General features: G+C 62.3%; 23 protein-coding genes and 1 tRNA gene. 11 read left to right on the top strand and 13 right to left on the bottom strand.

Translation table 11 applies throughout. The annotated features are described in order from the left end of the window. Positions 1–882 carry an HpcH/HpaI aldolase/citrate lyase family protein gene (locus NKH90_RS01515; RefSeq protein WP_352500843.1) on the top strand — a complete coding sequence of 294 codons (882 nt, stop codon included), beginning with the start codon at positions 1–3 and terminating at the stop codon, positions 880–882. A gap of 20 nt (positions 883–902) precedes the next feature. On the opposite strand, the gene NKH90_RS01520 is transcribed toward NKH90_RS01515, so the two are convergent. Continuing rightward, positions 903–1,487, bottom strand: a complete 585-nt coding sequence (locus tag NKH90_RS01520; RefSeq protein WP_352816777.1) for a nitroreductase family protein — start codon at positions 1,485–1,487, stop codon at positions 903–905. 156 nt (positions 1,488–1,643) lie between these two features. On the opposite strand from NKH90_RS01520, the gene NKH90_RS01525 reads away from it, so the two are divergent. Continuing rightward, positions 1,644–2,609, top strand: a complete 966-nt coding sequence (locus NKH90_RS01525) for an RgsD C-terminal domain-containing protein (protein ID WP_352817173.1) — start codon at positions 1,644–1,646, stop codon at positions 2,607–2,609. A 159-nt stretch (positions 2,610–2,768) separates the two neighbouring features. Here NKH90_RS01525 and thrS read toward each other — a convergent pair whose 3' ends face one another. The 4 genes from thrS to NKH90_RS01545 all read right to left on the bottom strand — a co-directional run bounded on the left by thrS (position 2,769) and on the right by NKH90_RS01545 (position 6,493). Then, positions 2,769–4,742, bottom strand: coding sequence for a threonine--tRNA ligase (gene thrS, locus NKH90_RS01530; RefSeq protein WP_352816780.1), 1,974 nt, complete (start codon positions 4,740–4,742; stop codon positions 2,769–2,771). A gap of 167 nt (positions 4,743–4,909) precedes the next feature. After that, complete coding sequence (gene blaOXA, locus NKH90_RS01535) at positions 4,910–5,725, bottom strand: class D beta-lactamase (RefSeq protein WP_352816783.1); 816 nt, start codon at positions 5,723–5,725, stop codon at positions 4,910–4,912. 146 nt (positions 5,726–5,871) lie between these two features. Beyond that, a complete protein-coding gene (gene yidD / locus NKH90_RS01540; RefSeq protein WP_352451412.1) occupies positions 5,872–6,246 on the bottom strand; it encodes a membrane protein insertion efficiency factor YidD in 375 nt (124 codons plus the stop codon). 79 nt (positions 6,247–6,325) lie between these two features. After that, positions 6,326–6,493, bottom strand: a complete 168-nt coding sequence (locus tag NKH90_RS01545; RefSeq protein WP_352473909.1) for a hypothetical protein — start codon at positions 6,491–6,493, stop codon at positions 6,326–6,328. A gap of 91 nt (positions 6,494–6,584) precedes the next feature. On the opposite strand from NKH90_RS01545, the gene NKH90_RS01550 reads away from it, so the two are divergent. Continuing rightward, the gene (locus NKH90_RS01550) at positions 6,585–7,499 is read left to right on the top strand and encodes a LysR substrate-binding domain-containing protein (protein WP_352500847.1); all 915 of its coding nucleotides are present in this window, start codon (positions 6,585–6,587) and stop codon (positions 7,497–7,499) included. Here the strand turns inward: NKH90_RS01550 and NKH90_RS01555 are convergent. After that, entirely contained in the window at positions 7,496–7,942 is a 447-nt protein-coding gene (locus NKH90_RS01555) for an iron-sulfur cluster assembly scaffold protein (protein WP_023678879.1), read from the bottom strand. The genes NKH90_RS01550 and NKH90_RS01555 overlap by 4 nt on opposite strands. 240 nt (positions 7,943–8,182) lie before the next feature. On the opposite strand from NKH90_RS01555, the gene folE reads away from it, so the two are divergent. The 3 genes from folE (at position 8,183) to NKH90_RS01570 (ending at position 10,380) form a co-directional block, all read left to right on the top strand. Further along, complete coding sequence (folE, locus tag NKH90_RS01560; RefSeq protein ID WP_352466975.1) at positions 8,183–8,818, top strand: GTP cyclohydrolase I FolE; 636 nt, start codon at positions 8,183–8,185, stop codon at positions 8,816–8,818. Between the two features lie 35 nt (positions 8,819–8,853). Beyond that, complete coding sequence (gene hisI, locus NKH90_RS01565; RefSeq protein WP_352473912.1) at positions 8,854–9,324, top strand: phosphoribosyl-AMP cyclohydrolase; 471 nt, start codon at positions 8,854–8,856, stop codon at positions 9,322–9,324. 84 nt (positions 9,325–9,408) lie between these two features. Next, positions 9,409–10,380 (top strand): patatin family protein, encoded by a 972-nt coding sequence (locus NKH90_RS01570; RefSeq protein WP_023678882.1) that lies wholly within the window; start codon positions 9,409–9,411, stop codon positions 10,378–10,380. Positions 10,381–10,399: 19 nt separating this feature from the next. Here the strand turns inward: NKH90_RS01570 and recJ are convergent, their stop codons facing one another. From recJ to NKH90_RS01595, 5 genes are all read right to left on the bottom strand, one after another. Then, positions 10,400–12,184: a single-stranded-DNA-specific exonuclease RecJ gene (recJ, locus tag NKH90_RS01575; RefSeq protein WP_352451358.1), complete on the bottom strand. Its 1,785-nt coding sequence runs from the start codon at positions 12,182–12,184 to the stop codon at positions 10,400–10,402. Positions 12,185–12,244: 60 nt separating this feature from the next. Further along, complete coding sequence (gene glpX / locus NKH90_RS01580; protein ID WP_352451359.1) at positions 12,245–13,228, bottom strand: class II fructose-bisphosphatase; 984 nt, start codon at positions 13,226–13,228, stop codon at positions 12,245–12,247. A 144-nt stretch (positions 13,229–13,372) separates the two neighbouring features. Beyond that, complete coding sequence (locus NKH90_RS01585) at positions 13,373–14,686, bottom strand: homoserine dehydrogenase (protein WP_352816787.1); 1,314 nt, start codon at positions 14,684–14,686, stop codon at positions 13,373–13,375. A gap of 40 nt (positions 14,687–14,726) precedes the next feature. Then, positions 14,727–15,944, bottom strand: a complete 1,218-nt coding sequence (locus NKH90_RS01590; RefSeq protein ID WP_023678886.1) for an LL-diaminopimelate aminotransferase — start codon at positions 15,942–15,944, stop codon at positions 14,727–14,729. A gap of 40 nt (positions 15,945–15,984) precedes the next feature. Next, complete coding sequence (locus tag NKH90_RS01595) at positions 15,985–16,317, bottom strand: hypothetical protein (protein WP_352647805.1); 333 nt, start codon at positions 16,315–16,317, stop codon at positions 15,985–15,987. Positions 16,318–16,468: 151 nt separating this feature from the next. Here NKH90_RS01595 and phaC point away from each other — a divergent pair, with 151 nt between their 5' ends. From phaC to NKH90_RS01610, 3 genes are all read left to right on the top strand, one after another. Further along, complete coding sequence (phaC, locus tag NKH90_RS01600; RefSeq protein ID WP_352816790.1) at positions 16,469–18,295, top strand: class I poly(R)-hydroxyalkanoic acid synthase; 1,827 nt, start codon at positions 16,469–16,471, stop codon at positions 18,293–18,295. A gap of 216 nt (positions 18,296–18,511) precedes the next feature. Beyond that, on the top strand, positions 18,512–19,741 hold the full coding sequence (locus NKH90_RS01605) for a YcbK family protein (protein ID WP_352816792.1): 1,230 nt from the start codon (positions 18,512–18,514) through the stop codon (positions 19,739–19,741). 175 nt (positions 19,742–19,916) lie between these two features. After that, a tRNA-Glu gene (locus NKH90_RS01610) sits at positions 19,917–19,991 on the top strand. Between the two features lie 124 nt (positions 19,992–20,115). On the opposite strand, the gene NKH90_RS01615 is transcribed toward NKH90_RS01610, so the two are convergent. Continuing rightward, complete coding sequence (locus tag NKH90_RS01615; protein WP_023678889.1) at positions 20,116–20,412, bottom strand: DUF982 domain-containing protein; 297 nt, start codon at positions 20,410–20,412, stop codon at positions 20,116–20,118. Between the two features lie 296 nt (positions 20,413–20,708). Between NKH90_RS01615 and map the strand changes: the two genes are divergently transcribed. Both map and radC read left to right on the top strand, forming a co-directional pair. Then, the gene (gene map / locus NKH90_RS01620) at positions 20,709–21,536 is read left to right on the top strand and encodes a type I methionyl aminopeptidase (RefSeq protein ID WP_352451363.1); all 828 of its coding nucleotides are present in this window, start codon (positions 20,709–20,711) and stop codon (positions 21,534–21,536) included. A 52-nt stretch (positions 21,537–21,588) separates the two neighbouring features. After that, positions 21,589–22,335 (top strand): RadC family protein, encoded by a 747-nt coding sequence (gene radC / locus NKH90_RS01625; RefSeq protein ID WP_352766770.1) that lies wholly within the window; start codon positions 21,589–21,591, stop codon positions 22,333–22,335. Positions 22,336–22,423: 88 nt separating this feature from the next. Here radC and NKH90_RS01630 read toward each other — a convergent pair whose 3' ends face one another. Next, on the bottom strand, positions 22,424–25,003 hold the full coding sequence (locus tag NKH90_RS01630; RefSeq protein WP_352766965.1) for a bifunctional diguanylate cyclase/phosphodiesterase: 2,580 nt from the start codon (positions 25,001–25,003) through the stop codon (positions 22,424–22,426). Positions 25,004–25,033: the final 30 nt, after the last annotated feature.

The raw sequence follows: 25,033 nt of genomic DNA on the forward strand, positions 1-25,033 counted from the left end.
ATGCGTTCTCTGCTCTTCGTTCCCGGCGATTCGGAAAAGAAGCTGGAGAAGGGCTTTGGCGTAGGCGCCGACGTGGTCATCGTCGACCTTGAGGATTCGATTGCTGCGCAGAACAAGGGGTTGGCGCGCGACACAGCGGCGCGTTTCATCGCCGAGCACAGGCACCGGACCAGCTCCGCGATCTATGTGCGCGTCAATGACCTTTCGACCGGACTGACCGACGACGATCTGGCGGCGCTCGTGCCAGCAAAACCAGACGGCATCATGCTGCCTAAGTCGAATAGCGGACTGGATGTCCAGCATCTCTCGGCCAAGCTCAGGGTGCACGAAGCCGAAAGCGGCCTGCCGGATGGAGCGATAAGGATCCTGCCGATCATCACAGAAACGGCTGCAGGCGTCTTGGCCGCAGCGACCTACGCCCGTGCAAGCGCGCGGCTTGTCGGCGTCACCTGGGGGGCGGAAGATTTGTCGGCGGCGATTGGCGCGCGCGCGACGCGCGACGCGAATGGCCGCTACACGGATGTGTTCCGCCTCGCCCGCACCATGACCATGCTTGCCGCAAGTGCCGCGGAAGTCGCGGCAATCGACACCGTCTTTCCGGATTTTCGCGACATGGCCGGCTTCGAGGCCGAATGCGCCGAGGCCGAGCGCGACGGTTTCACCGGCAAGATGGCGATCCATCCGGCGCAGGTGCCGGTTATCAACGCCGCCTTCACGCCTTCGGCGCAAGCGGTGAAAAGCGCCCTGGCGATCGTCGAGGCGTTCGAGGCGGCAGGAAATCCAGGCGTCGTCGGCATCGACGGCAAGATGTACGATCGGCCGCATCTCAAGCTCGCAGAGCGGCTCCTGGCGCGAGCCAAGGCATCGGAGCTTGATCCTTAGGGGTCTGTTCCGCGCCGGAATTATCCCACCCACGGCCCTGAATAGTCGGCATAGAGCTTTGCCGGATCGGGCCGCGGTCGTTCCGGCGCTGGCCCCTGGTAGAAGCCGATATGGACGAAGCCGACGACCCGCTCATGCGGCGCCAGGCCGAGGATCGCCCTGCCCTCGGGCACGTCGGAATACCAGTTGCTGATCATGTTGGTGCCGTAGCCCAGCGCATTGGCGGCAAGCATCAGGTTCATCGCCGCCATGCCGCCGGACAGGAACATCTCCCATTGCGGGATCTTTGGATTTTCCCTAGGGATAGAAATCACGCCGATGACCAGCGGCGCCCGCGAAAAGCGCGCCAATTCCTGGTTGCGCCGGCCTTCCGGCAGCGGCCCTTCGCGCTGTTCGGCAAGTTTTGCCAGCTTCTTGCCGATCTCGATGCGGGCCTCGCCGCGATAGAGGATGAAACGCCAAGGCTCCAGCCGGCCGTGGTCCGGCACCCGTGAGGCGGCGGCGATCATCGTCGCGATCTCCGCATCGCCCGGTGCCGGTTCTTTCAAATCCGGGATCGGCGCGGAATTTCGGGTCAGCAGAAGATCGATGATCGGCGACGCCATGGGCGCAAGTCTCCTGGAATTTGAGCTGAAGCGCACCATCGGGACATCGGGCGGCTTGGCCATTGGCGCGGCGCGCCGGACAAAGAGCCCTGTAGCAGAAGCCGACCGGACTCTTAAGCCTTGAAATTGCCACCGCCTTGGGCTTCAACGCAAGGCATGTTTGAGGGGACATTGCGTCTTTTCCTGATATGGCTCGCTGCCGCACTGTTGATAGTGCCGGTTTCGCTTGCCGTCGCCCAGGATGTAGACGGCCTCGGCGAGCTGAAGCTTCCCGGAATTTCGGGCTATGCGCCTCCGAAAAGCGAGACATCGCTGGCATTGGGCAGCAGCGGGGCGATCACGCTGTCGGCGCAATTGACCGACAAGGGCGCCGACATCACGCGCGGCATAGTCTGGCGCGTCTTCAAACCCGAATCGGCCAGCGACGGCAAGCTGACGATGGTCGCCTCCTCTCATGGCGGCACCGCCATATTCCAGCTCGAGCCGGGTTCGTATCTGGTCCACGCCTCCTACGGGCGGGCCGGCGCCACCAAGCGCATCACCGTCGGCAAGGAAGCCAAGCGCGAGAGTCTCGTGCTCGATGCCGGTGGCCTCAAGCTCGATGCAGTGCTGTCCGGCGGGGTACGCATACCGCCGAAGAAGCTGCGCTTCTCGATCTATGAGAGCCACGCCGCGGCCGATGGCGATCGCGCCCTGATCATACCCGATGTCGAGCCGAACAGCGTCGTGCGGCTCAATGCCGGCACCTACCACGTCGTGTCGACCTATGGCGCGGTGAACGCGGTCATCCGCTCCGACATCCGCGTCGAGGCCGGCAAACTGACCGAAGCGACCGTCGAGCACCGTGCCGCCGAGATGACCATGAAGCTGGTGCGCGAACCAGGCGGCGAGGCGATCGCCGACACCTCCTGGTCCCTGCTCAACGAATCCGGCGATCCGATCAAGGAAACCGTCGGCGCCTTTGCCTCGATGGTGCTGGCCGAGGGCGACTACACCATCATCGCCAAGAACCGCGATCGCATCTACCAGAAGGATTTTACGGTGGTGGCTGGGCACAACCAGGATATCGAGGTTCTGGCCACCGAGGCTTCGGCCATCGATTCCGAGGAAGGCGCCGACTGAGACGCGCCCCTCTAAGCTGCTTTGTGCATGGGTCGCGCCAGCGCGTCGCCGACGCGCACGTCGATCGATCTGCCAGATAGGCGCGCGGCGTGACAGGCATATAAAATATAAAAAATGGCGGTGGATCGCTCCACCGCCATTCGTTGCTGGTCGACTGGTTCAGGCCGCGCGGCGCTTGCGGTCGGGTGTCACCGCCTCGTCGGCAAGCAGCTTCACGGCGGCTGCGAGGCCGAGTGATTCCTGGTCACGCGACCCGAGACGACGGATATTGACCGTTTCTTCCTCGGCCTCGCGCTTGCCGCAGACGAGGATGACCGGCACCTTGGCCAGCGAATGCTCGCGGACCTTGTAGTTGATCTTCTCGTTGCGCAGATCGGCTTCGGCGATCAGCCCCGCCGCCTTCAGCTGCGCAACGACCTTCTGGGCGTAATCGTCGGCATCGGAAGTGATCGTCGCCACCATCACCTGCAGCGGCGCGAACCAGAGCGGGAAATGGCCGGAATAATTCTCGATCAGGATGCCGAGAAACCGCTCCATCGAGCCGCAGATGGCGCGATGCACCATCACCGGCTGCTTCTTTTCCGAATCCGAGCCGATGTAGAAGGCGCCGAACCGTTCAGGCAGGTTGAAATCAACCTGCGTGGTGCCGCATTGCCAGTCTCGGCCGATGGCGTCCTTCAGCACATATTCGAACTTCGGCCCGTAGAACGTGCCCTCGCCCGGATTGACGCCCGTCTTGATCCGGTTGCCCGACCGCGCCGCGATCTTGTCGAGCACGTCCTGCAGCACGCCCTCGGCATGATCCCACATCGCGTCGGTGCCGACCCGTTTTTCGGGGCGGGTCGCCAGCTTGACGGTGATTTCGTCGAAGCCGAAATCGGCATAGGTCGAGAGGATCAGATCGTTGATCTTGATGCACTCGTCGCCGAGCTGTTCCTCGGTGCAGAAGATGTGCGCATCATCCTGGGTAAAGCCGCGCACGCGCATCAGCCCGTGCAGCGCGCCGGACGGCTCATAGCGATGCACATTGCCGAATTCCGCAAGTTTTACCGGCAGATCGCGGTAGGATTTCAGCCCATGCTTGAAGATTTGGACGTGACCGGGGCAGTTCATCGGCTTCAGCGCAAACACCCGGTCGTCGTCGGTGTCGTCGCCAGCAACGGTCACCTTGAACATGTTGTCCCGGTACCAGCCCCAGTGGCCTGACGTCTCCCACAGGCTCTTGTCGAGCACCTGCGGCGCGTTGACTTCCTGATAGCCCTGCTCGTCGAGGCGGCGACGCATGTAATTGACCAGGTTCTGGAACATCCTCCAGCCCTTGGCGTGCCAGAAGACGACCCCGGGGCCCTCCTCCTGGAAGTGGAACAGGTCCATCTCACGGCCGAGCTTCCTGTGGTCGCGCTTCTCGGCCTCCTCCAGCATCGTCTGATAGGCTTCGAGCTGCGCCTGATCGGCCCAGGCCGTGCCGTAAATGCGGGTCAGCATCGGATTGTTGCTGTCGCCGCGCCAATAGGCGCCGGCGACCTTCATCAGCTTGAAGGCGCTGCCGATCTGGCCGGTCGCGGCCATATGCGGGCCGCGGCAGAGGTCGAACCAGTCGCCCTGTGCATAGATCTTGAGATCCTGGTCCTCGGCAATGGCGTCGATCAACTCGAGCTTGTAGCGCTCGCCCTTGTCGGCAAAGATCCTTTTCGCCTTTTCGCGCGACCAGACCTCCTTGGTGAACGGCTTGTTGCGTGCAATGATCTCGCGCATCTTCTTCTCGATCACCGGGAAATCGTCGGGCGTGAACGGCTCGTTGCGGGCAAAATCGTAGTAGAACCCGTTTTCGATCACCGGCCCGATGGTCACCTGCGTTCCCGGCCAAAGTTCCTGCACGGCTTCGGCCAGCACATGGGCTGCATCGTGGCGGATGAGCTCCAGCGCACGCGGGTCCTCGCGGGTGATGATCTCGACTTTGCCCGATCTGCCGATCGGGTCGGAAAGATCGCGCAGCGTGCCGTCGATCGAATAGGCAACGGCCTTCTTGGCCAGCGACTTCGAGATCGATTCCGCCAGGCCGGCGCCGGTCATCGCCGCGTCGTAATCGCGAACGGAACCATCGGGAAATGTCAGGGAAACGGAATTCAGCATAAGATTCTCCTATCCAGTCCCGCAAACGAGCGCGGGTGGTAAAATGCATGTCGCCCAAGACTGCTTAGCGGTTTTGGCGCTACGACATGCATCAGTAAGAGCCGGATGCGTCCGGCGGCGAGCGGTCTTTTATGGGCAGTTTTCGGCGCCGTAAAGCCGGATGTAGGTCACCTGAGGAGATTCGGCAGATCTTTCAGGAACATCGCCCGCGTCTTGAGTCCCTTTGGCGTGTCGGAACGTTTCGTATCGACTACCAGGCGGGCAAAGACGATCTTGCGAGCATCGGTCTGCGCCCAGCCGACAAACCAGCCAAGCGAGCGCTTGTCGGCGCTGTCGCCGAGCCTGGTCGTTCCGGTCTTGCCCTGCACCGTCCAGCCGCCTGCCCGGAAGGTCGGGACAATCGCGCTGGTCATCGCATGGGCCTTGTCCGAAACCGGCAGTTTTCGCGCCAGCAGCTTGCGCAGGAAATCGACCTGCTCGACCGGCGATATCTTGAGCGAAGAATTCACCCAGGAATGGGTGAGGCCGTCATTCTTGCCGGCAGTGCCGGAGACTTCGGTGTTGCCATAGTCCAATCTGGACACATAGCCGGCAAACTGTTTGCTGCCGAGCCGGCGCGTAATCTCGCGTGAGAACCAAAGGACCGAATCCCTTTCCCAGATCGTCGGGTCGACGGTCTTGCGGTCCCGTTTCGGGGCATTGAACTCCGCCTTGTACTCCCAGCTTGGCGTATGCTCGTCGCTCAGGATTCCAGCATCATAGCCGATCAGCGCCAGCGGAACCTTGAATGTCGAGGCGGGGCTGAAGCGCTGATCGCAGGTCCCTTGGCGATACAGCGTCTCGCCGCTTGCGGCGTCGACGATCAGCGTGCATTCGACGTCCCCGAGCGGCGCCGATTGCGCACGGATCGGAAAACCCACCAGCCACGCCAGGACATAGAGAACCACGGCGAAAATGAAGGGAAGTCGGTCTATCCGGCGCATTTGGTAATCTCTCCTGAAGGGTGTCAGGAGCGGCTTAGCGAGGTGTCTTGTCTCGATTTTGTCTCAAATGCGCTATGTCAGCGCAAGCTGCGGTTAACCCTACCAGATCGTAAAAAGCGACCCCTCTGTGCACCGCACAGTTGCGGTCAACTGTCCAGGTCGCCACGTTTTTTCCCGATCCGCCAGTACCGCCATGGCGTGAACCAGAGGTAGCGATCAGCCAGTGCCTCAGGCACCCGGTCGATGCCGTGCGTGCCGAACGGTCCGCAGCGCAGCACCCGGAAAAACCCCATCCAGCCGCCGGCCCACAGCCCGTGGCGGGCGATCGCTTCGTACGCGTATTCGGAACAGGTCGGCAGATGCCGGCAGGAATTGCCGACGAAGCCGGACAGCGTCAGCTGGTAAAGTCGGACAAGCGACGTGCCGAAGACGCGGCCCGGCGTCTTGCGCCACGGGCCGGACCAGTTGCGTCCTTGTCGAATCGGCCTGGCGCCGTGCGCATGCCGATGTTGGCCGACCACCGCAGTCTCCACATCGCGTTTCCCTACGCGATAGATGTGCGCATCGGGCCAGGAACGCAATGCCGTTCCGGCAATCCCGTCATGGCCTGGTAGGGCGAACCGGATAGCGGTCGGGCGTCGGCCTTCGGCATACGGCGACGCTGGTCGGCGGCCTCTCCTCGCACCAATCCCTATGCGGTTTCTCGTCGTACCATTGAAACGTCGCGATCCGCATCACATCGCCCAGAATGTTGAGAAACTGGATCATGGCGGCACTCCTTGAGCACCGATTAGAGCGCCGCTGGCCTTGCTCTTCAAACGAGTATAACGTCCACGTCAGATAACTCTGAGTTATGCGAATGAAGCGCGGACACCTCCCCCTGACGGCTCTGAGAAGCTTCGAAGCAGCCGGTCGTCACCTGAGCTTCAGCCGTGCGGCCGAGGAGCTTTATGTTTCGCAGGCGGCGATCAGCCGACAGATCCGCGAGCTCGAAACCTTCCTGCGCCAACCTTTGTTCTTCCGCCATCATCGCCGCGTCGAGTTAACCGACACCGGCCAGCGGCTGCTCGACCAGTTGGTCAGAAGTTTCGAGGGCATCGACAGGCTGCTTTCGGAATTGACGGCGGCCCCGACGCAGTCCGTGGTGCGTGTCAGCGTCGAGCCATCGCTTGCATCCGTATGGCTGGTGCCGCGGCTCAACCGCTTTCGCGAGTTGCGACCCGACATCGACGTTTCCCTTGAGGTCGACCCGAGATTGATAGAGTTTCGCAGCGATCAGCCCGAACTTGCCCTGCGTTTCAGTGCGCACGCCACCTCATGGCCACGCAGCGAAGCCGAACAGCTTGCCGCGGTCGTCGATTCCCCAGTTCTGTCGCCGGCACTTCTTGCATCCGGCCCAGCTCTGGAAAAGCCGATCGACCTTGGTCGCTATACATTGCTGCACGAAGAAAACCGTCAGGCTTGGGCGCGCTGGTTCGAAGCGGCGGGCGTGACGGCTGATGCCGTGCCTGCGCGCGGCCCGATGCTGGCCGATGCTTCGCTTTCGAAGCAGGCAGCCTTGCTTGGACATGGTGTCGCGCTGGGCGATCTATTGCAGATCGGCGAAGAACTTGCGTCCGGCGCGCTGATCAAGCCTTTCGACATCGACGTCGCGTCGGGCGCCTATTGGCTAGTGGCCAGAAGGCTGAATGACCTTTCCGAGCCAGCCAGGGCTTTTGCCGACTGGGTCCGGGCGGAATTCGCCGAAAGCCGGCGTTTTCTCGCCAAGGTTTAAGCTGCCTCTTCCGCCCGCTTCTTCTCGATCTGGCCGATGGCGTCGACCACTGCGTCGAAGGTCAGCATGGTCGAGGCGTGGCGCGCCTTGTAGTCGCGCACCGGTTCCAGGTATTTCAGGTCGGCGAAGCGGCCTTCGGGCGGCGGGCCGTTTTCCTTCAGCATCTTCAGCATCGTCTCGCGCACGCTGCGCAATTCTTCGGCGCTGGCGCCGACGACATGCTGCGCCATGATCGACGACGACGCCTGGCCAAGCGCACAGGCCTTCACGTCATGCGCGAAATCGCTGACGACGCCATCATCCATCTTCAGATCGACGGTCACCGTCGAGCCGCACAGCTTGGAATGTGCTCGTGCGGTTGCGTCGGGCCGGTCGAGCCGGCCGATCCGTGCGATGTTTCCGGCAAAACCCAGAATTTTCGCATTGTAGACATCGTCGATCATATTTTTCCAATCCGTCGCCGCCCAGCGAACAGTCATTGCCGCTCTGGCGTCTTCCTTTCGCTCGGCACGAACATATATAATGGCGGTAGTCGGGTATCGACAAGGCGACCACAAACCTCGTCATACCCAATTCTGTTCACGCCACTTACGGGCTGGAAACCGGGCGAGTTTCTGACACCCGAAAGGTCGTGGTCCGTTCAACTCGTTCCTCCTGAGAGAGGAACTACGGGAGACGCCTTTATGGACGCCGTTATCAAGAAGCTCATGCCGCGGTCTGCCTATATGGAAAAGCCGGTCACCGACCGGCCGAGCGAGGCCGAAGTCGAAGCCGCTGTGCGCACCTTGTTGCGCTGGACCGGCGACAACCCTGACCGCGAGGGCCTGATCGACACGCCGAAGCGCGTCACCAAGGCGTTCAGCGAAATGTTCAACGGTTATGATATGTGCCCAGCCGAGGAACTTGGCCGCACCTTTGAGGAAGTTGCCGGCTATGACGACCTCGTTCTCGTCAAGGACATATCCTTCCACTCGCATTGCGAGCATCACATGGTGCCGATCATCGGCAAGGCGCATGTCGGCTATCTGCCTGACGGCAAGGTTGTCGGCCTGTCCAAGATAGCCCGTGTCGTCGACATCTTCGCCCATCGCTTGCAGACCCAGGAAGCGATGACCGCGCAGATTGCCGGCGTCATCCAGGACGTGCTCAATCCGCGCGGTGTGGCCGTTATGCTTGAGGCCGAGCATATGTGCATGGCCATGCGCGGCATCCGCAAGCAGGGCTCCACCACGCTGACCTCAACCTTCACCGGCGTCTTCAAGGACACACCCGAAGAGCAGGTCCGCTTCGTCACCATGGTGCGCGGCGGCAGGATCTGATCGGCCTGCCGGCTTCGCTAGATAAGGACCGGCGAATGTCGGCATTGGAATTCCCGAAAGCTCCAACAGACAAGAAGGCACTCGAGGAAGGCGCGGTCCTTTCACCGCGCTTCGATGCTGCCGGCCTCGTCACTGTCGTGGTCACCGATGCCGAAGACGGCATGCTGCTGATGGTCGCGCATATGAATGCCGAGGCGCTGGCGCTGACGCTCGAGACCGGCATCGCGCACTACTGGTCGCGTTCGCGCAACGCGCTGTGGAAGAAGGGCGAAACCTCGGGCAATGTCCAGCAGGTCGTCGAGATGCTCACGGATTGTGACCAGGACGCGATATGGTTGCGCGTCAAAATGCTGGGTCACCAAGCAACTTGTCACACCGGCCGACGTTCATGCTTTTATCGGACGGTGGGGCTGAGCGATGGCAAAGGGACGCTTGCCAGCGACGGCAGCAAGCCGCTGTTCGATGCGGAAAAAACCTATCGAAAGCCCAATACACCATCAATATGAACCATTCGCAGCACTTCAGCCACGTATATTCATGATTTCGATACGGCCCGCCTATAGGATGACCGTGGGACAAGGGAGATTGTGATGCTCGACTGGGCGTCATTGCGCAACAGACCTGACGTTCGGGAGGCCAATGGCCTCTCCTCGGCCGCGGGCGCATCCGAAACCAAATCTCCGGGCAAAACTGGGATTTCGCTGGCATTGGGTGGCGGCTGTGCGCGCGGCTGGGCGCATATCGGCGTGCTGCGCGCGCTTGATGAAGCCGGCATCGAAGTGTCGATGATCGCCGGCACCTCGATCGGCGCGCTGGTCGGCGGCTGCTATGTTGCCGGCAAGCTCGACGAGTTGGAAGAATTCGCGCGCAGCCTGACCAGGCGGCGCATTTTTGGCCTTCTCGACCTCAATCTACGCGGCAGCGGCCTGTTCGGTGGCATGAAGCTCGATGCGCGGCTGCGCGAGCACATAGCCGGCATCCGCTTCGAGGACCTGCCAAAACCATTCGTCTGCGTCGCTTCGGAAATCCGCACCGGCCATGAGATCTGGCTGTCGAGCGGCTCGTTGAGCACCGCAATGCGCGCCTCCTACGCGCTGCCCGGCGTGTTCGAGCCGGTCGCCTGCAATGGGCGTGTGCTGGTTGACGGCGCACTGGTCAATCCGGTGCCGGTCTCGGTCTGCCGTGCCTACGAGCAGCCGCTCGTGGTTGCGGTGAACCTTCACTACGATCTGTTCGGCCGCGCCGCGGTGATCAAGCACAATGCCGGCGAGCTGGTCATCGAGAAAGACGCGCCGAGGGCCGGCCACGCCGATCCCGAACGCCAGTCGCGCGAGACGCGGCTCGGCATTACCGGCGTCATGGTCGAGGCCTTTAACATCATCCAGGACCGCATTTCGCGCGCCAGGCTGGCCGGCGACCCGCCGGACATATCGCTGCAGCCGAAGCTCAGCCATATCGGCCTGACCGAATTCCACCGCGCAGACGAAGCGATCCGTATCGGCTACCAGGCAACGATGGCGCAGATCGGCGACCTGACCCGGCTGCAGACCGTCCTCGCTTAGGCAGGGCGGCAGCGAGCTCTCAGGCAAGCGCCGCGTCGACGATGCGGAACTGCACCGTGCGGTTGCCGTTCCAGTGGTTGCCCGACAGCGAGCCGGCGACATGCACCGGCTTACCCCTGTTCTTGAACAGGAATTCGCCAAGAGCCGTGTCGACCGCGCGAAAGGCGATCGCCTGGATGCGGCCGCCGCTTTCCGACTGCAGGTCGGCGCGGATGTGGTTGCTGCCGACCGCCCGCGCATCGACAAGCCGGTGGCGCGGAAGCGCGAACACCGGCGCAACATGCCCGGCGCCGAACGGCCCTGCCCTCTCAAGCGCATCGAGCAGCGCAAGCGTCGCGCCCTCGGCGGCAAGCGCGCCGTCGATCGCCAGGCTCTCCTCGCCTTGCAGGCGGAACACATCCACCGCCGCGCGCTCTTCGAAGAAAGCCCTGAGTTCGCCGAGCTTCGCCCGCTCGACAGTGATGCCGGCCGCCATTCCGTGGCCGCCGCCCTTGACGATAAGCCCGGCATCGGCAGCCTCGCGCACCAGCCGGCCGAGGTCGAAGCCCGACACCGAACGGCCTGACCCCGTACCGACACCATTGGCGTTGAAGGCGATGGCAAAGGCCGGCCGTCTTGCATGGTCCTTGAGCCGCGAGGCAAGCAGGCCGACAATGCCAGGATGCCAGTTGCTGCTGGCTGTCACCACGATGGCCGGACCATTGCCGCCGGCAAGCTCGGCATCGGCCTCTGAGCGCGCGGCGGCCAGCATCTCCTGCTCCATCGACTGCCGTTCCTGGTTGAGCCGATCCAGCGTCTCGGCGATGGTGCGGGCCTCGACCGGGTCGTCGGTTGCAAGCAGGCGGCTGCCAAGTGCTGCGTCGCCGATGCGCCCGCCGGCGTTGATGCGCGGACCGATCAGAAAGGCCAGATGGAACGTGCTGATCGGCTCGCCTATACGCGAGACCCGCGCCAACGCCGCCAGCCCTTCGTTTCTCTGCTGCCGCGCCACCTGCAGCCCCTTGACCACGAAGGCGCGGTTGACGCCGGTGAGCGGCACCACGTCGCAGACTGTGCCCAGCGCCACCAGGTCGAGCAGGCCAAGCAGGTCCGGCGGTGCGGCATCCGGCAAGCGGCCGCGCAGGATCTTCGCGGTCTGCACCAGGCAAAGGAAGACGACGCCGGCGGCACAAAGATGACCTTGGCCGGAAAGGTCGTCCTCGCGATTTGGGTTGACGACCGCAGCCGCCGCCGGCAGCGGCCCGCCGACCTGATGGTGATCGAGCACCACGACGTCGGCGCCGGCGGCCTTTGCGGCGTCGATGGAAGCAGCACTGTTGGTGCCGCAATCGACGGTGACGATCAGCGTCGCGCCGCGCGAGACGAGTTCGCGCATCGCTTCCGGATTGGGGCCGTAACCCTCGAAGATGCGGTCCGGTATGTAGATCTCCGACGCCACCGAGAAATATGCGAGAAAGCGCTTGAGCAGCGCCGACGAGGCGGCGCCGTCGACATCGTAGTCGCCAAAGATCGCCACTTTTTCCCTGGCCATCACCGCCTGGGCGATGCGAGCGGCGGCCCTGTCCATGTCGGTCAGCGATGCCGGGTCGGGCAGCAGATTGCGGATGGTCGGATCCAGAAACCGCTCGGTCTGCTCGGCGGTGACACCACGCCCGGCCAGCACACGTGCCACGATGTCAGGCACGCCATACCCTTGCGCGATGGCGAGCGCGGCCATGTCCTGACGCTCGGTCAGCCGGTGTTCCCAGGAAACGCCGGTGGCCGACTGCCTGACATCGAGGAAAAAGCGTCTTTCCCCCGTCACGTGACGCGCCGTCTGCAATTTGTCATTGCGCACAATATGCAACGGCTAACTGAGTCGAAATCAAAACTTTTCCAGATCCTGATGCCTGGCTTTGATTTCGCGCACGGTCCGCGATGACGAGCGCAGCACGATCGTGTGCGTGGTGATGAAATTGCGGCCGAACTTGACGCCGGCCAGCATATTGCCGTCGGTGACGCCGGTCGCGGCAAACAGCACGTCGCCGCGTGCCATGTCTTGCGTGTGGTAGATCCGTTTTGGGTCGGAGATCCCCATCTTCGCGGCGCGCGCCAGCTTTTCCGGCGTATCGAAGATCAACCTGCCCTGCATCTGGCCACCGGTGCAGCGCAAGGCGGCAGCTGCGAGCACGCCTTCGGGCGCGCCTCCGGTGCCGAGATAGATGTCGATGCCGGTCTCGTCCGGGTCGGTGGTATGGATGACCCCGGCGACATCACCGTCGCCGATCAGACGGATCGCGGCTCCGGTCGCCCGCACGGCTTCGATCAACGCGCCATGGCGTGGCCGGTCGAGAATACAGGCGGTGATCTCCGCCACCGGCACGCCCTTGGCCCTGGCGAGGCTGGCGATGTTTTCGGCCGGCGAGGCATCGATGTCGATGATGCCGTCGGCATAACCCGGACCGATCGCGATCTTGTCCATATAGACGTCCGGCGCGAACAAAAGGCTGCCTTTTTCGGCAATGGCGATAACGGCCAGTGCGTTGGGCAGGTTCTTGGCGCAGATCGTCGTGCCTTCGAGCGGATCAAGCGCGATGTCGACAGCCGGGCCTTGGCCGGTACCGACCTCTTCGCCGATATAAAGCATCGGCGCCTCGTCGCGCTCGCCTTCGCCGATCACCACCGTGCCGTTGATGGCAAGACGGTTGAGCTCCTGCCGCATGGCATCGACCGCGACCTGGTCGGCGGCTTTCTCGTCGCCGCGTCCGCGCAATCTGGCGGCCGCGACCGCGGCGCGCTCGGTGACGCGCACCAATTCCATGGTCAGTATCCGGTCGAGGCCGGCGACAATGTTCTGGGCCACATTCATCGATGGACAATCCTCGTTGGCAGTTTAGCCTCTCCGCCAGAGACGCGCTTCTTGTGTCAAAGCCCCGTGACAACAGCAAGACCTGCGTTGGACCTTTTTGAAAGCGCAGCAATATCAATCGATTAAACGCAAAATGTGAGACTGCTATCCGGCCCGCTCGATGCGGATGACTTGCGGCTTGTCGGTCAGAAGGCTGTCCCTGGTGATGCCGTCGACGGCCTTGCGCACCGCCGCCTCGGTCGTCTCGTGGGTCACCAGGATGACCGTCTTCTGTGCCTCGGTTTCCGGCCCGGCGGCATGCTGGACAATCGATTCCAGCGAAATGTCGTTGTCGGCCATGCGCTTGGCTATTGCCGCGAAGACGCCGAGGCGGTCGTGCACGGTCAGCCGGATGAAATAGCCGCCGGCATGGCTGCGCATCTGCGCTTTCTTGTAAGGCTTCAATTCCTTCGCCGGCCGGCCGAAGACCGGACCATGCTGGAAGCCAGGCCGGCTCTTGGCGATGTCGGCAATGTCGCCGATCACCGCCGACGCGGTGGCGTTGCCGCCGGCGCCAGGGCCGGAAAGCAGCAATTCGCCGAGGATGTCGGTTTCTATCGCCACCGCGTTGGTGACGCCGTGCACCTGCGCGATGACCGAGGCCGTCGGCACCATGGTCGGGTGCACGCGCTGCTCGATGCCGCTTTCGGTGCGTTGGGCGACGCCAAGCAGCTTGATCCGGTAGCCGAGATCGCCGGCCGCGCGGATGTCGGCCTGGCTGATGTTGGAGATGCCTTCCATGTAGATATCGTTGGCGGCGATCCTCGTGCCGAAGGCAAGGCTGGTCAGGATCGACAGCTTGTGCGCGGTGTCGTGACCCTCGATGTCGAAGGTCGGGTCGGCTTCGGCATAGCCCAGCCGTTGCGCATCCTTCAGGCAGGCATCAAAGGACAGGCCCTCGGCTTCCATGCGCGTCAAAATATAATTGCAGGTACCGTTGAGGATGCCGAAAACGCGGGTCACCGAATTGCCGGCCATCGCCTCGCGCATCGTCTTGATGACCGGAATGCCGCCGGCCACCGCCGCCTCGTAATTGAGCAGCACGCCTTTCCTCTCGGCGATCTCGGCCAATGCCACCCCGTGCTTGGCAAGCAGTGCCTTGTTGGCGGTGACGACGTGGCGGCCGGCCTCGAGCGCCGCTTTGACGGACGAGCGTGACGGGCCTTCGTCGCCGCCGATCAGCTCGACGAAGACATCGATCTCGGCGGTCTGCGCCATCTTGACGGCATCGTCGAACCACTGTGCTGTGCCAAGATCAACGCCGCGGTCGCGTTTGGGATCGCGGGCCGAAACCGCCGACACGACGATGTCGCGTCCGCACTGTCGCGCCAGTTCAGCCGCCTTGTCGCGCAGCACGCGGGCCACCGACGCACCGACGGTGCCGAGCCCGGCAATTCCAACACGCAACGCTTCAGCCATGTCCGGCGACGCCCCATTCAGTCGGTCGATGTGTAGAAAATCAGCGATGCGCGGCGAGCGGTACGACGTTATTCGGCTGCTTGGCGCTGGATGCGAGGAAGCGCTTGATGTTGCGCGCCGCTTGCCGGATCCGGTGCTCGTTTTCGACCAGCGCGATGCGCACGTGATCGTCGCCATGCTCGCCGAAGCCGACGCCCGGCGCCACCGCGACGTCGGCGTGCTCGATCAGGAGCTTGGAGAATTCAAGCGAGCCAAGGTGCTTGAACGGCTCCGGGATCGGCGCCCAGGCGAACATCGATGCCGCCGGTGCGGGAATGGTCCAGCCGGCGCGGCTGAAAGCGTCGACCATGACATCGCGGCGTTTGCGGTAGACGTCGCGCACTTCCGCGATGTCGGCGCCATCGCCGTTGAGTGCATGCGCCGCCGCCACCTGGATCGGCGTGAAGGCGCCGTAGTCGAGATAGGATTTCACTCGCGTCAGCGCCGAGATCAGCCGTTCATTGCCGACCGCAAAACCCATGCGCCAGCCCGGCATCGAAAAGGTCTTCGACATCGAGGTGAACTCGACGGCGACGTCTATGGCGCCCGGCACCTGCAGCACCGAAGGCGGCGGATTGCCGTCGAAATAGATCTCCGAATAGGCAAGATCCGACAGGATGATGATGTCGTTCTTCCTCGCGAAGGCCACCACCTCCTTGTAGAAATCGAGCGAAGCGACCAGTGCCGTCGGATTGGACGGATAATTGAGGATCAGTGCCAGCGGCTTCGGGATCGAATGGCGAATGCCGCGCTCCAGGGCCGGGATGAAGCCGTCGTCCGGCTCGACCTGCAGCGAGCGGATGACGCCGCCCGACATGATGAAGCCGAACGCATGGATCGGATAGGTCGGATTAGGGCAAAGGATCACGTCGCCGGGGGCGGTGATCGCCTGCGCCATATTGGCGAAGCCCTCCTTCGAGCCGAGCGTCGCCACCACCTGGCTGTCCGGGTCGAGCTTCACGCCGAAGCGGCGGGCATAGTAGTTGGCCTGGGCACGACGCAGGCCCGGAATGCCGCGCGACGACGAATAGCGGTGCGTGCGCGGATCGCGTACCACCTCGCAGAGTTTGTCGACGATGGCCTTGGGCGTCGGCAGATCCGGATTGCCCATGCCAAGGTCGATGATGTCGGCGCCGCGCGAACGGGCGCTGGCCTTCAGCCGGTTGACCTGTTCGAAGACATAGGGCGGAAGCCGGCGGACCTTGTGAAATTCTTCCATGGCAGTTCCAGACAGTGAGGTTGCGGTCGCGCGTATAAGCCTATTTGCAACTAGGGTCGAGAGCGGGGTCGCATTTGCCTTCGATCTGCTTCAGCGCCTCGGCGCCGTGTTTTTTTGCCAGCTGGTCCAGCGCTGCCTGGTCCGCAACCTTGACGCCCCCGCCCTTGGCGGCCTGGCTCTGCTCCTCGGCCTTCAGTTGGGCGAGCTTGGCGTTCTTTTCCTCGTCGGTGAATTGTTCGGCCGCCACCTGCGGCCGGATGTTCAGGTTCGGATAGGAACCGGTGTCCTTCGCGCCGACAAGGCCGGTGGCGGGCGCCGCACCTTCCATGTTGCTGCTCGTGCAACCGGCCATCGCCAACAGGACGAGCGCCATGCGGCAAAAACGACCAGTGCCGGAAAAAACGTTCTTGCCAATATTAATCGTCATATTGTTTTCCTGGCGGCCGGGTTAGAGCACATTGGACCCTGTTCGATATCCCATGGTAATATGTCAACAAAACGCTTCGGGAGGAACCCCGCGAACCATGGCCAAAACACCCGATTCGGGCAAAGCGGAAGATGACCAACCTTCGACCGTCGAGCAATATCTGGTGAAGGACCCGGAACGCTTCGCCCTGAACATGGCCCGCATGATCGAGCAGGCCGGCAAAGCCGCCTCGGCATGGGTCGAGCCGCGGGAAAAGGGCGAGGTGCGCGATCACGTCGCCGAGCCGGTCGTCGACATGGTGAAGACGTTCTCCAAGCTCACCGAGTACTGGCTCTCCGACCCGCAGCGCGCGCTGGAGGCGCAAACGCGGCTGTTTTCCGGCTACATGACCGTCTGGGCCAACGCCGTCCAGCGCATCGGCGCCGGCGCCGAGGACGCGGTCAAGCCCGAGCGCGGTGACAAGCGTTTCCAGGATCCGGAATGGGGCCGCAACGCCTTCTTCGATTTCCTCAAACAGGCGTATCTGGTCACCTCGCGCTGGGCGGCCGAACTGGTCGAGCACGCCGATGGCCTGGACGAGCACACCCGCCACAAGGCCGGCTTTTATGTCAAGCAGGTGTCCAATGCCATCTCGCCGTCGAATTTCATCCTGACCAATCCGGAATTGTTTCGCGAGACTGTCGCCTCCAACGGCGAAAACCTGGTGCGCGGCATGAAGATGCTGGCCGAGGACATTGCCGCCGGCAAGGGCGACCTGAAGCTGCGGCAGGCCGATTATTCGCTTTTCGAGATCGGTAAGAATCTCGCGACCACTCCCGGCAAGGTGGTCGGCCGCAGCGACGTCGCCGAAATCCTGCAATACGAACCGACTACCGACACCGTGCTCAAGCGGCCGCTGCTGATCTGCCCGCCATGGATCAACAAATACTACATCCTCGACCTCAACCCGCAAAAATCCTTCATTCGCTGGGCAGTCGAGCAAGGCCACACCGTCTTTGTCATCTCCTGGATCAACCCGGACGAGCGGCACGGCGCCAAGAGCTGGGAGGCCTATATCAGGGAGGGCCTGCAATACGGCCTCGACACGATCGAGAAGGCGACCGGCGAAAGGCAAGTCAACGCCATCGGCTATTGCGTCGGTGGCACGCTTCTCGCGGCGGCCCTGGCGCTGATGGCGCAGGAAGGCGACAACCGCATCAAATCCGCCACCTTCTTCACCACCCAGGTCGATTTTACCTATGCCGGCGATCTAAAAGTGTTCGTCGACGAGGAGCAGGTCGCGGCCGTCGAAAAGGCGATGAACGAGAAAGGCTATCTCGACGGCACCAAGATGGCGACCGCCTTCAACATGCTGCGCTCGGGCGACCTGATCTGGCCCTATGTCGTCAACAACTACATGCGCGGCAAGGATCCCCTGCCTTTCGACCTGCTGTACTGGAATGCCGATTCGACCCGCATGGGCGCTGCCAACCATTCGTTCTATTTGCGCAATTGCTATCTCGAGAACAGGCTTTCGCAAGGCATGATGGAACTGGCGGGCCGCACGGTTTCGCTGAAGGACGTTACCATTCCGGTCTACAACCTCGCCTCTAAGGAGGACCATATCGCGCCGGCGCTGTCGGTATTCCTTGGCTCGAAATATTTCGGCGGCGAGGTCGATTACGTCATGGCCGGCTCCGGCCACATCGCCGGGGTCGTCAATCCGCCGGCGGCGCAGAAATATCACTACTGGACCGGCGGCAAGCCGGCCGGCGACTTCGACCAGTGGCTCGCCGGGGCCACCGACCATCCCGGTTCCTGGTGGCCGCACTGGCAACGCTGGATCGAAGCCAAGGACAATACCCGCGTACCGGCCCGCAAACCGGGCGAGCATATGCAAGTTCTAGGCGAAGCCCCCGGCACCTATGTCAAGGTGCGCGTGTAACCATCTGTAATGTGTGGTGAGTTGACGTGCCGCCAAAAGCGGGCGAAATGGTGCCGTCAACCCTGAGCAGCCTTGATTCATCGTCTAGCCGCCAAATTACTTTGAGGCTTGCAGATTTGACACAGGTCTCGTTTCCGGTTCGGGGAACAAGGGTCATTTCGACGAGACGTTTCGACGCCGCGCCAATGACGAACCGGTCGGATATCGAGGGGGAATTTGGTTTTGAGATCAGCAGGATCGCGCCTCGCGAAGGGAGAGAGCCGCGCCATTGTGGTGGCGCTTTTCTCGGTGCTCCTGGCGTCCTGCACCTCGGCCGGCGACCCGACCATGTCGGTCGGCATGCCAGGCTATAATACCTCGGCTACCGAAATCAGCACGGCCGCCGGTGCGCCCCAGGCCAGCACGGCCGCATCATCGTCGCAGATGACAAGCACACAAATGACGATGAATGCCGACGGCGACGCCAACCTTCCCGAGCAGGTCGCCTATGTGCCGGTGGCCAAGCCAGGGGCCAAGCTCGACGCCGGCTTCCCGATCGCCGTTCCCACGGCAGCCGAGACGATCGCGGGACACACGCCGCAACCGCTGCAACCAAACGCCCAGACGGCTGAACAGGCCGTGGCGCAGAACAGTGCTGATGCATCGAAGCCCGACGCCAAGGCCGCCGAGCCGGCGATGAACAACCCGGTCTATGTGACCGCCGGCGAGATGCCGCAGCCACAGGCCTACGCACCGAAGAAAAACTTCCTGGCCTCACTGTTCAGCGCCACGCCTGCTTCGGCGGCACCTTCTTCGCCGGCCAACAGCAGATCGGGCGGGCAGCCAACGGTCATGCAGGCCAAGGCGACGCCTGCGGCAAAACCCACCGTCACCCTGGCTTTGGCCGATCCGGCTGAAAAGCCGGTGCAGCTGGTGTCGACGGGCGATACCAGCCACTTCACGGCCGATGCGCTGCCCGGCGTGCGCCAGACGGCGCTGTTCGAGATCAAGCGCAAATCCGGCCTCGACGACGAGAGTGACGTCGACCTCAATGAAGACGAAGGTTCGGGTGGCGCCTACCAGGTCGCCTCCGCCGCCGGCCTCGCCCGGCTGGCGCCCAACGGCCTCCTGAAACAGAACGAAAGCGTCGATGTCGCCTGCTTGAAGCCGTCGCTGGTTCGCGTGCTGAAGACGATCGAAGGCCACTACGGCCGCAAGATGACGGTCACCTCCGGCTATCGCGATCCGGCCCGCAACCGCCGCGCCAACGGCGCAAAGAATTCGCTGCACATGTACTGCGCCGCAGCCGACATCCAGGTTCCTGGCGTCTCGAAATGGGAACTGGCGAGCTACATCCGCACCATGCCGGGCCGTGGTGGCGTCGGCACCTACTGCCACACCGAATCCGTCCATGTCGATGTCGGCCCCGAGCGCGACTGGAACTGGCGCTGCCGCAGGCGCGGCTAGGGTGAGGTTCTTCCGGCACTGCGAAGCTCCCCTCGGCGACGTTGCATCATGCCGCAAAAACCAGCTTGGCTGTCGGAAAGTCGCGGTTTGGAGCCAAAGGAAAAAAGTTGTCGCAGCCGGCGGCAGACGGGTTGCCGGTTTGTCGCGACGCAACTATAAGCGCTCACATCTGAGCGCGCCCATCGTCTAGCGGTCAGGACACCGCCCTTTCACGGCGGTAACAGGGGTTCGATTCCCCTTGGGCGTACCAGCATTTCAACTTGGAATATGTCTATCGCCAGCGTGATGCTGCGCCAGCTCTGCTGGGCCCGCCACTCTGATAGGGATGTCGGCAAGAAGAGACGAAGACGACTGAGGACTACGTCGAAGGCTGTCTAAGCCCGCAGTCCCCTCGCCTCGCCGCCGCGCTTGCGCGGAACCATCATGTCCCTGGCAAGCAGCCCGCTCACCCGGCAAAAGGCCATGAAGGCCCGCCATGCGTCTTCGGTCTCGACGATGTCCACCGTGGCGCCAAAACAGGCATTGAACGCGGCCTGATAGGTTGGTCCCTTCCGGCGAACCGGCCACGTTTGCAGGAAATCGAGCGCCTGCTCGACACTGTAGATTTCCTCGACCGGCTGGCCGGGCACAGGCGCGATCCGCACCGGCACCTCGAATTGCAGTCTGTCCATTCGATCTCTCCCGAACTGACACCCCCGCAGCAACGCCGTTCGTCGCAAAAAATTGCCGTGGCGGCTTAATGCTTGGGCCGCTTCTCACCTAGAAATGTGTCGTCACTACGGTGGTCAATGAACCTGGCGAAGCATGGGCCGTTAGAGGCAAAGAGAATGCCCCCAGGCGTGAATATCGCCGGTCTTCGGCGGTCGCCGGCAGTTCGTCCTTGAACCTTGCGCTTTCCAGTGCCAAATCTGGGAAGGTTTCTCTCGCGGAGGCTCATCCAGCCCCGCATCCCTGCAAGACGGATAAAATGGTCACCTATCTCGACGCCGCCACGGCACCGCTCAGAAACACCGGCCAGATCCGTCTTTACGACGAGGAAGGTTTTGTCGGCATGCGCAAGGCTTGCGATCTCACCGCGCGCTGCCTCGACGAACTGGTACCGATTGTGGCGCCCGGCGTCACCACCGAAGCGATTGATCGCTTCGTCTTCGAGTTCGGGATGGACCATGGCGCGCTTCCGGCGACGCTCAACTACCGTGGCTATACGAAATCATCCTGCACCTCGATCAACCACGTCGTCTGTCACGGCATACCCGACAACAAGCCGTTGAAGGATGGCGACATCGTCAATATCGACGTCACCTATATCCTCGACGGCTGGCATGGCGACTCCTCGCGCATGTATCCGGTGGGCACGATCAAGCGTGCCGCAGAGCGGCTGCTCGAAGTCACGTATGAGTGCCTGATGCGCGGCATCGCGGCAATCAAGCCGGGCGCCCGAACCGGCGCCATCGGCGCCGCCATCCAGACCTATGCCGAAGCCGAGCGTTGCTCGGTGGTGCGCGATTTCTGCGGCCACGGGGTTGGCCGGCTGTTTCACGACGCGCCGAATATCCTGCATTACGGCAGCGCCAGCGAAGGCGTCGAGATGCGGCCGGGCATGATCTTCACCGTCGAGCCGATGATCAATCTCGGCCGGCCGCATGTGAAAGTGCTGTCGGACGGCTGGACCGCGGTGACGCGCGACCGTTCGCTGTCGGCGCAGTACGAGCACACGATCGGCGTCACCGAGACCGGCTGCGAGATCTTCACGCTGTCGCCAAAAAACCTCGACCGCCCCGGCCTGCGGGCCTAGTGTCTGGCAGATCGGGCGTTACCTTGCCCGGCAAATGCTGGGTGGGGCAGCCATGAACAATAACGACGACGAGCGGGCCTTCTTTCCCGAAAGGCCAGTGCGATCGCCCGCGAAGGCGGTGGCCGCCGACAAGCCGCATTATCTCGGCCATCGCGACCGCCTGCGCGAGCGCTTCGCCGCCGGTGCCAACACCCTCCCCGACTACGAACTGCTCGAGCTTTTATTGTTTCGGCTGATCCCGCGCGCCGACACCAAGCCGGTCGCCAAGGCATTGCTGGCACGCTTCGGTACATTGGCCGAGGTCCTCGGTGCGTCCGTCGAGCGCCTGCAGGAGGTGAAGGGCATCGGCCCGGCGGTGGCGCTCGACCTCAAGGTGGTTGCGGCAACGGCGCAGCGCATGGCGCGCGGCGAGATCGCCGGCCGCGAGCTGTTGTCGACCTGGACGCAGGTTCTCGAATACTGCCGGTCGGTGATGGCCTTCGAGGAGCGCGAGCAGTTCCGCATCCTGTTCCTCGACAAGAAAAACGCGCTGATCGCCGACGAAGTCCAGCAGGTCGGCACCGTCGACCACACACCGGTCTATCCGCGCGAGGTGGTCAGGCGCGCCTTGGAGCTCTCCGCCACGGCGATCATTCTGGCGCATAACCATCCGTCGGGAGACCCGACGCCGTCGCGCGCCGACATCGAGATGACCAAGCTGATCATCGAGACGGCCAAACCGCTTGGTATTGCCGTTCACGACCACATCATCATCGGCAGGAAAGGCCACTCCAGCATGAAGGGGCTGCTGCTGATCTGAGGTTTGGCGTTGTTTTCAGCTTTGTCCGCTGTACGCCTATGTACCGCAACGTGAAGGCGGTCGGCTCGATAAATTCTGGCGCCGAGGCTCAGCTGGCCGTGCGCAGGCGTCGCGATCGGACAAAGGTCTTAAGTCCCTCGGAATCGAACGCGTGGCCGAAGGCATAACCCTGCAATATGTCGCAGCCCAGGCCCTTAAGTAGCCGTGCATGCTGCATCGTCTCGACGCCTTCCGCCACGACCTCGATACCCAGCGACTTGCCGATTTCAATGATCGACGAGACAACCTGCCTTCTCTGCGGCGATTTGACGATTGGGGTGACCAGCTGCCGATCTATCTTCAGCCGGCGCGGCTGCAACTTCAGCAAACTGACCATCGAAGCGTAACCGGTACCAAAATCGTCTATTTCGATGTCAATCCCCAGTTCTTTTATCTGCTCGATGTTCCACGTGACAAGGTCGTCGTTCTCGTCCAGGAAAATCGACTCAACAAGCTCAAACGAAACTGTTCCCTTCTTGATATTTTGCTCTCGCAGGCTCTTGATGAGCTCCTCATCCTGAAGGCGCCTGGCCGAGACATTGACCGACACCCGCGGAATGTGAAGTTTTGCAGCGGACCACGCTTCGAAATCCGAAAGCGATTGCTTCAATATGGCTTGGTCGATGATCGAGACAACGTTCAGTTCTTCTGCAATCCTCAGGAAGACGTCGGGCGCCAAAATACCCTTTATTGGATGTTTCCACCTCGCCAGCGCCTCAACCCCAACGATTTCGAGCGTCTTTGCGTCAAATTGGGGCTGGTAGAACGGGATGAACTCGTTGCGCTCGAGGCCGCCGAGAATTTCGTCGGCAATCCGCTTGGTATCGACGATTTCGCTTTGCATCGCGTCGGTGAAGAATTCGTATCGATTGCGCCCCCGCCCCTTTGCTCGGTAAAGCGCGATATCGGCGTTCACCAGCAGGTGTTTGGCTTCGACATCTTTTCCGTTATCGACAGCGATTCCCACGCTGACACCAAAACGGCATCGATGACCCTGATAGTAGACCGGTTCGCGCATCTGGCTGATGACGCGGTCGGCGAGCAGCGCCAGCTGCTTGGTATCGTCGCGCACCACGCACAGAACGATGAATTCGTCTCCCCCGATACGGGCGACGAATCCCTCGTCGCCGACCTTCGACCTGAGCACGGTTGACGCGTGAACCAACATCGCGTCACCGGCGGCGTGGCCCAGCGTATCGTTGATGTGCTTGAACCGATCCAGATCTATGTGAAGCAGTGCCGCGTGCCCGCCTGAGCGCCTGGCGTTTGCCGCGTAATGTTCCAGTACCTGGTCGAGGTAACGCCGGTTGGGCAAGCCGGTCAGCGAATCATGAAGCGCGATGTGCTCTATGCGCGCTTTGGCTGACTCGAGTTCTGCATTTTTCGACTCGGACAGCTGTTTTGCACGAACCAGATCCTTGTTCAGCAGGACGTCGGCAGTCACGTCCCATTCCGCGCCGATCATTTTTGGGGTGTCGTTTGCGACCCGGTAAACGATCGCCTTGGACCGGACATGACGGATCTCGCCATCCTGACGCACAATCCGGTACTCCGACAAATATGGTCGTCCGCTGGCCACCGCCCTGTCGAAGTCCGCGTTGGCGCCAGCCAAATCATCTGGGTGGATTGCTCCCGCCCAGTCTGGATAGCCCCGGTGCTCGCCGGTTGGTTTGCCATATATTTCGTTGACGCGATCATCCCACGTAAGCTCGTTGGTCGCGAGATCGTGTTCCCAAACCCCAATAGCCGAAGCTTCCAGGGCGAGTTCCAAGCGTCGTGACAATCGACGCAATTCCGCATAATTGCGCTGTCTTTCGCCAATCAGGCGGCCTGTGACCAGGAAAGGGAACACAACCAAGGCTCCGGCCGTCGCCATGATAGCGCGCAACAACCATGCGTTGCTTGGCGTCGAAGGCCAGCCATTTTTGGGAATGGCCGCGATTTGCCACGAACCGGACGGGAGCACAACGTCGGCTGTCACCGGATCGCTTTTGCTGATCCGCTCACTACCGTAGAATTGGTCTCCATTTTGGCCGAGAGCGTCCCTGCCGATCAGCGCTATGTCAATCCCGAGATCGTCGTCAAGCAGCCCGCTCGCCCGATAAAGACGCTGCACGTCGACAACGGCGGAAATGATGCCCCAGAACCTTTCCGTATTGCCCGCGCTCCGCACGAAAACCGGAAAGCGGCCGATGAAGCCTTGTCCTCCCTGCTTCAGCTCGACGGGGCCGGCAAGCACCAGCTTGCGTTCGTCTCGCGCCCTTAGCGCAGCCGCACGCTGTCGTTCGTTCTTGCGGTAGTCCAGGCCCATCGCCTGCTCGTTACCCTCCATCGGGTACATCAGGGAAACGACCAGATCGGGCGCGCCGGCAATATTGTTCAATTGCGAGTCGGCGCCAAACAGATTGCTCGCGAGTGAGGCGAAGCGTTGCTGTCCCATATAGGGCTCGGTCACGACCGCGGAGACCAATCCACGCACGAGTTGAAGGTTTCCGTTGATATTGCCTTCGAGCTTGGCGCGGATGAGGTTGACCTTGGTCAGCACGTCCGAACGGACGGCCTGGTCCGAGACGACTTTGTTCTGGTGCTCCGCGAACGCAGCGCTGATAAGTATGACGACAAGCGCGATCGCCGCCGGAATATTTGCCGACGAAAAGAC

Source organism: Mesorhizobium sp. M0898 (genome assembly GCF_040319695.1).
GTDB lineage: Bacteria > Pseudomonadota > Alphaproteobacteria > Rhizobiales > Rhizobiaceae > Mesorhizobium.